The sequence below is a fragment of the Isoptericola halotolerans genome, assembly GCF_003003075.1.
GTDB lineage: Bacteria > Actinomycetota > Actinomycetes > Actinomycetales > Cellulomonadaceae > Isoptericola > Isoptericola halotolerans_A.
The window spans coordinates 164,611-175,848 of sequence record NZ_PVTX01000010.1 but is presented as its reverse complement, the minus strand read 5'-3'; the positions used below and the strand labels follow the sequence as shown (position 1 = coordinate 175,848).

Genomic DNA, 11,238 nt, shown 5'->3' with positions numbered 1-11,238 from the left:
CTAGGTGTACTGACTCGGGACGTTGTTGATTCGGTCGATGGGGCGTAGGCCGCCGATGCCGGTGTGGGGTCGTTCCAGGTTGTAGTGGTCGAGCCAGATCGGCAAGGCGCGGGCGCGCTCGGAGTTGGAGTCGTAGGCCCGGGCGTAGGCCCATTCGGTGGCCAGGGTCCGGTTGAGGCGTTCGGCCTTGCCGTTGGTCCAGGGGCAGTGCGGCTTGATGAACTTCAACCGGATGCCCAGGCCGGCTGCGGCGTCGCGGAACGCGTGTGACTGGCGGTAGTTCTTCGCGTTGTCGCTCAAGACCCGTTCGATGGTGATGCCGTGGGCGGCGTAGAACGCCGTGGCCCGGGCCAGGAACCCGGCGCAGGTCGTGCCCTTCTCATCGTCGTGGATCTCCGCGTAGGCCAGCCGGGAGTGGTCATCGATCGCGGTATGGACGTAGTCGAACCCGAGCCCTCGCTTGCGGTGCGGGCGCTGCCCGCGCCCATGAACCTTCCACCCGCCGCCATCGGGGATGCGGCCGAGCTTCTTGACGTCGATGTGCACCAGCGATCCCGGATGCGGGTGCTCGTAGCGGCGCGGCGTTCGCCGCGAGGCGCGGATCACTTGCCCGGTGAGCGGGTCGCACTCGTGCAACAACGGCGTGTGGTGGCGGGCCAGAACACGCCCCACGGTGGAGGCTGGCACCCCGACCCGGCGAGCCAGATCCACCGGACCACGGCGGGCCAGGTGCCGCCAGATCCGGATCCTGGCCTCAGTGCACGCGTGGGTGCGATGCGGGCACGAGCGCGGCCGTGAGGAGCGATCCACCAGACCCGCCCGACCCTGCTGCTCGTAGCGGCGCCACCACCGCCACGCCGTGGTGCGCGAGACACCCATCTCAGCCGCGACGTGCGCCACCGGGCGACCTGCCGCGATCCGCCGGACCATCGTGAATCTTCCAGCAGGCGTCAGCCGGGCGTTAGCGTGGGACACGAGAGACCTCCGTTGGTACGAGCCGGGTTCCTAGACAGCTCCCACTCGACCCGGAGGTCTCTCGCTATGTCAACAACCTGCCGGGTCAGTACAGCTAGGGCCCGCCGCGGCCGGCTGCCGGCGGGTGGTCCCTCAGGGATGGCCGGCCGCGACGAGCCTCTCCACCAGCGCGGCGGCCGGGGGAGTGGGGGCCCCCACGGTGAGGGCCAGCACCGACCGCCGGGCGCCCGGCAGCGGCACGGTCGCCACCTGGGGGTTCCGGTGCGCCCGCAGCGCGAGACCGGGGAGCAGGCTCACACCGGCGCCGGCGGCGACGAGCGCCTGCACGGCGACGTAGTCGTCGGTCTCGAAGGCGAGCCGCGGGGCGAAGCCGGCCGCCGCGCACCGCGCGAGGAGGTCGGCGCGGCACCGTTCGCAGCCCGCGATCCACGCGTCGTCCTCGTGCGCGCGCAACAGGGGGGTCCCCGAGTCGCCGGAGCCCGCGGCGGGCCCCCGGCCGTCGCTCGCCGTCACGAGGTGCACCGTGTCGTCGAGCACGCGCGTGGTCTGGAAGCGCGAGAGGTCGTCGACGGCCCGGGCATGACGCACGTCCGCGTGCTCGAACACGAGGGCGACGTCGACCTCACCGGACCGGAGGGCCGCGACGGCCTCCGGGGGCTCCGCCTCGACCAGGCTGACGCCGATGCCGGGATGGTCGCTCCGCAGCCGGGTGACGGCCTCCGGCACGATGGTCGCGAGGGCGGACGGGAAGGCGGCGAGCCGGGCCCGGCCGGCACGCAGGCCGGCGAGGGCGTCGAGCTCCCGCTGCGCCCCCTCGACGCGGGCGATGATCTCGCCCGCACGGTCGGCGAGCAGACGCCCGGCCTCCGTGAGGCGTACGCCGCGGCCCGCGCGCTGCAGCAACGGGATCCCCGCCTCGGTCTCGAGCCGCGCGAGATGGTGGCTCACGGACGGCTGGGCGTAGTGCAGCTCGCGGGCGGCGGCCGTCACCGAGCCGGTCCGAGCCACGGCGGCCAGCACGCGCAGCCGGGTGAGATCGAGCTGCGCGGCGGGGGGCGGGACGTCGGTCATCGCACCAGGATACGAACCACTCATCGACGACGGCGATGGTTCAGGTCACAAGATGGCATTGGACCGATGGGTATTGAGCGGTCGATCCTGGACGTATGCCTCTCGACCCGCCGACCGTCGCCGACGTCCTGACCGCACAGCGTCGCATCGACGGGCTCGTCGTCCGCACGCCCGCGTCGAGCTACGCCGAGCTCGACCGGCTGGTCGACGACGCCGGAGCCTCCGGCGCGCACGTCGTCGTCAAGCACGAGAACCTCCAGCGCACCGGTGCGTTCAAGGTGCGCGGCGCGCTCAACCTGCTGCTGCGGATGTCCGACGACGCCCGTCGGCGCGGGATCGTCGGCTACTCGACGGGCAACCACGCGCAGGCGCTCGCCGACGCCGCACGGCACGTGGGCGCGCCGTGCACGATCGTCATGCCGACCGCACCGAACCCCGTCAAGGAACGCGCCGTGCGCGCCCTCGGGGCAGAGGTCGTGCTGCACGGGGAGCGGCTGGAGGACGCCTGTGCGCACGCCGAGCAGCTCGCCGAGGACCGTGGTGCACGCCTGGTGAGCGCCGCCGACGAGCCGGACCTCGTCGCCGGGGTGGCGACGGCGAGCCTCGAGCTGCTGCAGCAGCGACCCGACCTCGACGTGCTCGTCGTGCCGGTCGGCGGTGGCTCCGGGGCGGCCGCCGCGTGCCTCGTGGCCGCCGCGGTGGCTCCCCGTGTCCGGGTCGTCGGCGTGCAGGCCGCGGCATCCCCGGCCGCGCACGACTCCTGGCGCGCCGGTGAGCTCCTCGTGCGCCCCAACCGCACGCGGGCGGAAGGGCTCGCCGTCGGGCGGGGATTCGCCCTCACCCAGGGGCTGCTCCGTACCCACCTGAGCGACTTCCTCCTGGTGGACGACGACGCGATCACCCGGGCACAACGCGTCTACCTCACGGCGGGCCGCACGGTGTCCGAAGGAGCCGGGGCCGCCGCCCTGGCGGCCGTGCTGACGCATGCCGAGCGCTTCGCCGGTGTGCGCACCGGGGTCGTGTGCTCCGGCGGCAACGCCAGCGAGGCGGAGCTGCGCCGCGCCCTGACGAGTGCCTGACCAGCGGGACGGCACCGCCTCGGCGTAGCCTGTCGAGATGGCTCGTCTCGTGGACATCCACCCCGTCGACCCGCAGCCGCGCCTGGTGAGCCAGGTCGTGGCGGCGTGGCAGGAGGGTGCGCTCGTCGCCTACCCGACGGACTCCGGCTACGCCCTCGGCTGCCGGATCGGCCAGCACGACGGCACCGAGCGGATCCGGCAGATCCGGCGCCTGGACGCCAAGCACCACTTCACCCTGGTGTGCTGCGACTTCGCCCAGCTCGGCCAGCTCGTGCGGCTCGACAACTCGGCCTTCCGTGCCATCAAGGCGGCGACGCCCGGCCCCTACACGTTCATCCTGCCGGCCACGTCGGAGGTCCCCCGGAGGCTCGCCCACCCGAAGAAGAAGACCGTGGGCGTGCGCATCCCGGACTCGCGCGTGGTCCGCGCGCTGCTCAGCGAGCTCGGCGAGCCGCTGCTCAGCTCGACGCTCATCCTGCCGGGGGACGCCGAGCCCCTGACCGAGGCGTGGCAGGTCGCCGAGACGCTGGACCGGTCGGTGGAGCTGGTCGTGGACTCCGGCGACGTCGTGGCGGAGCCGACCACCGTCGTCGACTGGTCGGCCGGCTATCCGGAGGTCGTCCGCGTCGGAGCCGGGGACCCTGCGCCGTTCGAGTAGCGACGGGACGGAGCCGCGGGCCGCAACGCCCGCGTCGCGGACCGTCCACCGGCCGGACACCGGGCCAGGCTAGGGTGCTCGTCATGAGCGATCGTGGACTCGAGCTGGCCCGGGACAAGATGCAGAGCGCGGGGGTCGCACCGGCCGCCGTCGACGTCTTCAGCCGCTTCTACCGGCTGCTGGAGGGCGGCCAGAGCGGCTACGTGCGGGAGGACGACGTCGAGCCCCTGACGGGCCTGACGCGGCACGCCGATCTGGAGGTGGATGCGGCGGACGCGTCCGCCGCCCTGGCGAGGACGGCCATCATCAAGCTCAACGGGGGGCTGGGTACCTCGATGGGCATGGACCGGGCGAAGTCGCTGCTCGAGGTGCGACGCTCGGCCGAGGGCGAGTCGCTGAGCTTCCTCGACGTGATCGTCGGGCAGGTCCGGGCGGCGCGCCGGGCGACCGGTGCCCGGCTGCCGCTGGTGCTCATGAACTCGTTCCGTACGCAGGAGGACACGCTCGCCGCCCTGTCGGGGTACGGCGACCTCGCGGTGGAAGGCCTGCCGCTCGACTTCCTGCAGAACCGGGAGCCGAAGCTGCGGGCGGACACCCTGGAGCCGGTCGAGTGGCCGGCCGACCCGTCGATGGAGTGGTGCCCGCCGGGGCACGGCGACCTGTACCCCGCGCTGCACGCGAACGGTGTGGTGCGGGCGCTCCTCGACGCCGGCTTCCGCTACGCCTGCGTCTCCAACTCCGACAACCTCGGTGCCGCACCCGACGGCGAGATCGCGGCCTGGTTCGCCGGCACCGGCGCCCCGTACGCCGCCGAGATGTGTCTCAAGACGCCTGCGGACGTCAAGGGCGGCCAGCTCGTGGTGCGCCGGTCCGACGGCCGGATCATCCAGCGCGAGACGGCGCAGACGCACCCGGACGACATGGACGTCTCGCTCGACCCCGAGCGCCACCGCTACTTCCACACCAACAACTTGTGGTTCGACCTGGAGGTCCTGGCCGCCGAGCTCGACCGCACGGGCGGCGTCCTCGAGCTGCCGCTGATCCGCAACGCCAAGACGGTCGACCCGTCGGACGCGACGTCGCCCGAGGTCGTCCAGATCGAGTCGGCCATGGGCGCGGCGGTCGCCGTGTTCGAGGGCGCCACCGCGATCGAGGTCGGCCGGGAGAGGTTCCTCCCCGTCAAGACCACCAACGACCTGCTGCTGCTCCGCTCGGACGTCTACGAGCTCACCGACGACTACCGGCTCGTCGCCCAGGTCGAGGCGCCCCTGGTGCAGCTGTCGAAGACCTACAAGACCATCGGCGCCTTCGACGCGCGGTTCCCGGCCGGGCCGCCGTCCCTGCGCGAGGCGACCGGGCTCTCGGTCGCCGGCGACTGGTCCTTCGGTGCGGGGGTGCGCGCCACGGGCGACGCGGCGCTGCCCGAGCCCGACGGGGGAGCGGGGACCGTCCCGGACGGAGCCACGCTCACCGCCGGCGGCATCGCCTGACCGTCACGTCGGGACGTCGACGATCCGCTCGTCGCCCACGACGGGGCTGAGCCGCCCCGCCGTGGCCGCCGCGACGTCGTCGGCCAACCGTGAGACCTTCTCGGGCGGCACGAGCACCGTGAGGCGTGCCTGATCGGCATACGCGGTGTCGCCGACGGCCGCGTCGTGCGTCCCCGCCCACTCGCGGAGCAGATGCTCGAGCCGGCCGGCCTCGGCGTGCGGGGCGTCGAGCGTGACCTCGACGAGGGTGCGGCGGCCGACGATCAGTCGGCGGCGCTCGGCGGCGTCGAGCGCCGCCGTCACGGCGCCGGAGTAGGCACGGACGAGACCGCCTGCGCCGAGCAGCACGCCGCCGAAGTAGCGCGTCACGACGGCGACGACGTCGGTCATCTGCCGGTGCCGGAGCACCTCCAGCATCGGGACACCTGCCGTGCCCGTCGGCTCGCCGTCGTCGGAGGAGCGTCGACCGTCCGCGCGAGCGCCGAGCACCACCGCGACGCAGTGGTGCCGCGCGTCCCAGTGCTGCTTGCGCCGGCGGGTGACGACGTCGTCGGCCGCGGCGCCGTCGGTGACCGGCGCCACGTGCGCGAGGAACCGCGACCGCTTGACCACGAGCTCGTGGTCCACGGGCGCGGAGAGCGTGCGGGGCAGGGACATCCGTCGATCCTACGAGGGGTGACACGCCGACGAGCCTGCTCCTAAAATAGTGTGCCAAGCGACATGATTCTCCCATGACGCACCCTGAGGGAGCCCCGCGCTCCCACGACAGCAACGACGGCAACGACGGCAACGACGATCACCAGGTCCAGCCGCAGGCCGTCCGCTACCCCCGGCCCACCGTGTCGCTCGACGAGGCCGAGTGGGTCTGGCGCCAGCTCTCCGTGGAGGCGCTGCGACCGGACGGCAAGCCCGAGATCGTCCGCCTCGCGGTGATCGCCGGGCTGACCCGCGCGACCGGTGCGCGGTACGGAGACCTGCTGCGGGTGCGGGCCGAGGACCTGGACCTCGGCCCCGACGACGGAGCCGGGCGAGGTCGCGTCGGTGGTGTGCGCGCTCCGGGGGAGGGGAGGGTGCTCGTGCGCCACGGGAAGCACCGCACGCTCCGCCGGCACCGCGTGCCGGGCGAGGTCGTGGTGGTCCTGCGGCACTGGATGGTGGTGCGCACCGAGCTCGCGGCCGAGCTGCAGGGTTCCGTGCCGCGCGCGCTGCTCCTGACGGTGCACCACACGCACGACAACGGCACGACCGTCTCCAGCGGGCTGCCGATCACCCGGCAGGGGCTGGTGCTGTCGTGGAGGCGGTTCGTGCACCGGACGAACGCCCGCTACGGGGCGACGCGCCCGCCGCTGCCGACGAGGTTCGAGCAGGTGCGCAGGGCCTGGACGGACGCCGGGATGCCCGATCCGGGCACCTCGGTGCACGAAGCAAAATAGTGTGCCAAGCGCCGAAACGACGCGCACCCACCCGACGCCGCGGGTACAACAAACGCCTCGAAAGCGGGGGCGGTCCGAGCTCAGCCGGTCGTGATGCCGAGCAGCGGCCGGGTGGGGGTGTGGGAGGCGAGCTCCACGAACCCCAGTCGGTCGTAGAACGCCCGGGCGCGCGTGTTCGCCGGGTCGTACCCGAGGTGAACGCCCGGGACGCCCCGAGCAGCGAGGGCGGCCCGCAGCGTGTCCACGAGCCGGCGGCCGAGACCCTGACCCTGCGCCTCGGGGACCAGGTCGATGTGCAGGTGTGCCGGGTGGGTCTCGAGCTCGCCGCCCTGCAGGCCGCGCACCATCCGCTGCGGATCGCGACCGTCCTTCAGCAGCGCGTCCTCGGAGTAGGAGGGGTCGGCCGCGGTCGCCGGGCCGGCCACGGGGTGCCGCGCGACGAAGCCCGGCGTCCACTCCCGTTCCCACCATGTCGCGAACTCGGCCGTGTCCGCCACGGCGATGACGTAGCCGACCAGCCGTCCGTCGTCGACTGCCAGCGGCCCGCTCGGGTCGGCGTCCTGCCGCACGACGACGAAGGCCAGGTCGGGCGTGTGGTCGACGTACGGCAGGGCGTACACCTCGGGCATGAGCAGGTCGTCGGAGTAGACGCCCCGGGCGTCGCTGCCCCCCGCGGCGGTCCGGACGCACACCTCGGCGACGGCGTGACGGTCGGACGTGCGGTAGGGGCGGATCATGGTCTCGGTCATCGGGTCATCGTGGCAGCACGCGCCATGCCAGGGCCAGCAACGCCCCGCCGCCGACGAGCGCGAGGCCGGCGACCGTGGCTCCGGACGCCGCCCAGGCTGCACCGCCGACGGCCACCGCCAGCCCCAGCAGCACCAGGTCGCGGCTCCCCGTGCGGCGCAGGGCCGTGACCTCGACCCGCGTGCGCCAGCCGACCTGCCCCGCCCACCAGCCCAGGCGCACGGCCACGTATGCCGCGGGAGCGAGCCAGAGCGCGGCGGGATCGAACGGAGCGGCGGTGGAACCGAGGAGCAGCAGCGCCGTGAGGACCACGGCGGTGTGCGCGGGGACCGTGCCCGGGCGCACGAGCGCCCAGAGCGCCATGCCGGCGACGGCCGCCACCTCGAGCTCCGCCACGAGGGTGGTGCGGGCGGCGCCCGCCCATACCAGTCCCGCCACGGCACAGACCGCGGCGAGCCGCAGCACGCTGCCGGGGACGACCGGGCCGTGCCCGACGCGTACGACCGGAAGCGGTCGTTCACGACGGCGTCGCACCCAGTCGTGCACCTCGGCGCGCAGGCTCATCGTCGGCCGTCCGTCACGTGCCGTCGCGAGGCCCAGCGGAACGCGTCGGCCGGTCGGGGGCGCCGGAGCTGGGGCGGTGTGTGAGGCACGCCCCCGAGGATCCCACGGCCGAGCAGCCGTGTCAGCCACGTCGTCGCTCGACGCGCGCGCCTGGCCTGCGACCGGGAAGCGCCTGTCCGCCACCACCTGGTCACCGACGTCACGACCCGACGCCGGCGTGCGAGCAGCCCGGGGCGGCGGGACGCTCGTGGCGGTCCCGCACGGCGCACACCGTGCCGTCCGCCGAACCGGGAGGTAGCCCATGACCACGACCGACGCCCGTCCCGCCACCCGTACCCTCGAGCGGCTCGATCCGGCGACCGGCCGGCCGGGCCGCGACGTCGTCTGCGCCGACGCCGACCAGGTCGGCGCGGCCGTGCACGCCGCCCGCGACGCGTTCGCCGGCTGGCGCGCGACGTCGCCCGCCGAGCGGGCCGGGCTGCTGCGCGAGGCGGCGACCGCCGTCCGTGCCCAGGCGGACGAGCTCGGCGACCTGCTGTGCTCGACCACCGGTCGCCTCCGCGGTGAGGCGCGCGAGTCCGCCGCGGTCGCCGCGGATCTGCTGGACGAGGCGGCGGTCGCGGGGCTCGGCCGCGCGGGCCGCGTGCTGGCAGGAGCCCCCGCCGCGATGGACGTGGTGCGCCGTGAGCCACGCGGCGTCGTCGCCGTCGTCACACCGTGGAACGACCCGTACCCGGCCGCCGCCGGACTGATCGCCGCGGCGCTCGTCACCGGCAACACCGTGGTCCACAAGCCGTCAGAGCGCAGCGACGTGCCCGGCGTCCGGCTCGCCGGGCTCGTGGCCCGGGCGCTTCCCGCCGGCGTGCTCGAGGTGGTCAGCGGCGACGCCGCGACCGGGGAGGCGCTCGTGGCGCACGACGACGTCGCGCTGGTCGCGCACGTCGGCTCCTCGGCCGCGGGCCGGCGCATCGCTGCGGCGGTCGGGCAGCGCGGAGCGCGGGCGCTGCTGGAGAACGGCGGCAAGGACCCGCTGGTCGTGGACGCCGGCGTCGACCCGGCGCGCGCCGCCGAGCAGATCGCGACCGGGGCCTTCGCCAACGCGGGCCAGCTCTGCACCGCCGTCGAGCGGGTGTACGTGGTCGAGGAGGTCGCGGACGCCGTCGTGGCCGAGCTCGCCCGCCGTGCCGAGGAGCTCGTCGTCGGCGACCCCGCCGACCCGGCGACGACCACGGGACCCCTCGTCGACGCCGACCAGCTCGCCGTCGTCGCGGCGCACGTGTCCGGCGCCGTCGAGGCGGGCGCCCAGGTGGTCACCGGCGGCCACCGGCTGGACCGTCCCGGCTCGTTCTACGCCCCGACGGTGCTCGACCGATGCCCGGACGACGTGCCGCTGCTGCGCGAGGAGACGTTCGGCCCCGTCGCCCCGGTGGTCCGGGTCGCCGACTTCGACGAGGCCCTGCGCCGTGCCTCCGCCTCGGCGTACGGGCTGGCGGCGACCGTGCTGACGCCACGGCTCGACCACGCCCTGCACGCGGCCGACGTCCTGGAGGTGGGGACCGTCAAGGTCAACGCCGTCTTCGGCGGCGCGCCGGGCGGTTCGGCCGACCCGCGGCGGGCGAGCGGCGGAGGAGCCGGGTTCGGGCCCGACCTCCTCGACGAGATGACCGTGCGCAAGGCGGTGCACCTCGAGGGGCTGTGAGAAGGGCTGTGACGAGCCTCAGCGCCGCACCATCGACAGGCTGACCGGGTCGACGACGACGGCGACCTCGCGCCGCACCCACCAGTCGCCGGTGCGCCGCCGCTCCTCGGGCGTCGAGAACCGGTAGCGGTACAGGCGTGCCCGCACCCAGCGTGGCCGCTCGCCACCGAACGGGTCGTGGCGCAGCAGGCGCAGCGTCGCCCGGTCCGCCTCGAGCAGCCGCAGCAGGAGGCGCTCGAACCAGAGCGTCCCGCCGGAACCGAGCGGCACGAACCACAGCAGCCAGTCGAGGCGCAGGTGGTACGGCGCGACCTGCGGCGGTCGGCGGTGCACGTCGCCGGGCTTGCCACGGAACTCGTACGCCTGCCACTCGTCCGGTCCCGGGTGGGGTGCGAGCGTGCCCTCGACGACGACCTCCTCGCGGCGGCGGGTCACCGACCCGAAGGCGCCGTACGCGTTGACCAGGCGCCAGGGCTCAAAGCTCGCGTTCATGCTCTGGTGACGCGAGGCGAGGTTGCGCGCGGGCCGCACGGACAGGACGGCGAGCACGGTGACGACCGTGGCGACCGCCACGACGTGCGCGACGGACAGGTCCGGGCTCGGCCCGGCCTGCGCGCCGTCGGGCCCGGACCCCACCGTGCTGAGCATCGACGACCACGCGCCGTCGGAGATCATCGCCGCACCCAGCACGATCGTGGCCCAGTTGAGCCACGCGAAGTTCCCGGTGACCACGAGCCACCCCTGGGTGAGGACCACGACGACGCCGGCGATGCTCGGCAAGGGCTGGGGCAGCCACAGCAGCCACGGCACGCCGAGCTGGGAGACGTGGGTGCCGACCACCTCGACCCGGTGCCACCAGCGCGGCAGGTGGTGGGCGTGCCAGCTGAGGGGGCCCGGCATGGGCTGGGTCTCGTGGTGGAAGTCGAGCGCCGTGAGGTCACGCCACTCGCGCCCGCCGCGCCACTTGATCAGGCCCGCGCCGAGCTCCACGCGGAACAGCAGCCACCGGGCCGCCAGCACCAGCAGGAACGGCACCGGCACGGCCTCGGAGCCGAACCAGGCCACGAGGAACGTCATCTCGCACAGCAGCATCTCCCAGCCGAAACCGTAGAACCGCTGGCCCACGTTGACGATCGACAGGTAGAACCACCACAGGACCAGCAGCACGAGCGTCGGCACCCACCAGGGGCCCGCCTGGGGCAGGCCCGCGACGAGGCTTGCCGCACCGACCACGCCGGTCCACGCCACCGTCGCGAGCAGCCGGTCGCTGTAGCGCCACTGGAACAGCGACGGCGCGTCACGGAACCGGACCTGCGCGGTGAACGTGCGCACCGGTGTCAGACCGTGGTCGCCGAGCAGCGGACGGAACTGGCCCAGCGCCTGCAGGAACGCCAGGCACAGCAGCACCCCGACGCCGCGCTGCAGCACCTGGCGGGCGACGTCGTAGTCGCCGGTCGCCCACCAGCTCTCGAGCCAGGTCGTCCACGCGGGCATGCCACCACGCTATCCAGGCCTCGCGATG

The 11,238-nt window shown here is 74.2% G+C and carries 11 protein-coding genes; 5 read left to right on the top strand and 6 right to left on the bottom strand.

What is annotated here, in order from left to right; translation table 11 throughout:
• Window positions 1-975: an IS481 family transposase gene (locus tag BCL65_RS14940; RefSeq protein WP_106269288.1), complete on the bottom strand. Its 975-nt coding sequence runs from the start codon at window positions 973-975 to the stop codon at window positions 1-3.
• A gap of 132 nt (window positions 976-1,107) precedes the next feature.
• The gene (locus BCL65_RS14935; protein WP_106269287.1) at window positions 1,108-2,046 is read right to left on the bottom strand and encodes a LysR family transcriptional regulator; all 939 of its coding nucleotides are present in this window, start codon (window positions 2,044-2,046) and stop codon (window positions 1,108-1,110) included.
• 95 nt (window positions 2,047-2,141) lie between these two features.
• Here BCL65_RS14935 and BCL65_RS14930 point away from each other — a divergent pair, with 95 nt between their 5' ends.
• The 3 genes from BCL65_RS14930 (at window position 2,142) to BCL65_RS14920 (ending at window position 5,273) form a co-directional block, all read left to right on the top strand.
• Window positions 2,142-3,125: a threonine ammonia-lyase gene (locus tag BCL65_RS14930; protein ID WP_106269286.1), complete on the top strand. Its 984-nt coding sequence runs from the start codon at window positions 2,142-2,144 to the stop codon at window positions 3,123-3,125.
• Between the two features lie 37 nt (window positions 3,126-3,162).
• Window positions 3,163-3,783: an L-threonylcarbamoyladenylate synthase gene (locus BCL65_RS14925; RefSeq protein ID WP_106269285.1), complete on the top strand. Its 621-nt coding sequence runs from the start codon at window positions 3,163-3,165 to the stop codon at window positions 3,781-3,783.
• An 83-nt stretch (window positions 3,784-3,866) separates the two neighbouring features.
• Window positions 3,867-5,273 carry a UTP--glucose-1-phosphate uridylyltransferase gene (locus BCL65_RS14920; protein WP_106269308.1) on the top strand — a complete coding sequence of 469 codons (1,407 nt, stop codon included), beginning with the start codon at window positions 3,867-3,869 and terminating at the stop codon, window positions 5,271-5,273.
• A gap of 3 nt (window positions 5,274-5,276) precedes the next feature.
• Here the strand turns inward: BCL65_RS14920 and BCL65_RS14915 are convergent, their stop codons facing one another.
• Complete coding sequence (locus tag BCL65_RS14915) at window positions 5,277-5,930, bottom strand: IMPACT family protein (RefSeq protein WP_106269284.1); 654 nt, start codon at window positions 5,928-5,930, stop codon at window positions 5,277-5,279.
• Between the two features lie 74 nt (window positions 5,931-6,004).
• On the opposite strand from BCL65_RS14915, the gene BCL65_RS14910 reads away from it, so the two are divergent.
• Window positions 6,005-6,706, top strand: coding sequence for a hypothetical protein (locus BCL65_RS14910; protein ID WP_243401065.1), 702 nt, complete (start codon window positions 6,005-6,007; stop codon window positions 6,704-6,706).
• A gap of 80 nt (window positions 6,707-6,786) precedes the next feature.
• On the opposite strand, the gene BCL65_RS14905 is transcribed toward BCL65_RS14910, so the two are convergent.
• Both BCL65_RS14905 and BCL65_RS14900 read right to left on the bottom strand, forming a co-directional pair.
• Entirely contained in the window at window positions 6,787-7,455 is a 669-nt protein-coding gene (locus tag BCL65_RS14905; protein ID WP_243401066.1) for a GNAT family N-acetyltransferase, read from the bottom strand.
• A gap of 4 nt (window positions 7,456-7,459) precedes the next feature.
• Window positions 7,460-8,017, bottom strand: coding sequence for a hypothetical protein (locus BCL65_RS14900; protein ID WP_106269283.1), 558 nt, complete (start codon window positions 8,015-8,017; stop codon window positions 7,460-7,462).
• A gap of 301 nt (window positions 8,018-8,318) precedes the next feature.
• Here BCL65_RS14900 and BCL65_RS14895 point away from each other — a divergent pair, with 301 nt between their 5' ends.
• On the top strand, window positions 8,319-9,716 hold the full coding sequence (locus BCL65_RS14895; RefSeq protein ID WP_106269282.1) for an aldehyde dehydrogenase family protein: 1,398 nt from the start codon (window positions 8,319-8,321) through the stop codon (window positions 9,714-9,716).
• An 18-nt stretch (window positions 9,717-9,734) separates the two neighbouring features.
• Here the strand turns inward: BCL65_RS14895 and BCL65_RS14890 are convergent, their stop codons facing one another.
• Window positions 9,735-11,210, bottom strand: coding sequence for a lipase maturation factor family protein (locus BCL65_RS14890; protein ID WP_106269281.1), 1,476 nt, complete (start codon window positions 11,208-11,210; stop codon window positions 9,735-9,737).
• Window positions 11,211-11,238 lie beyond the last annotated feature (28 nt).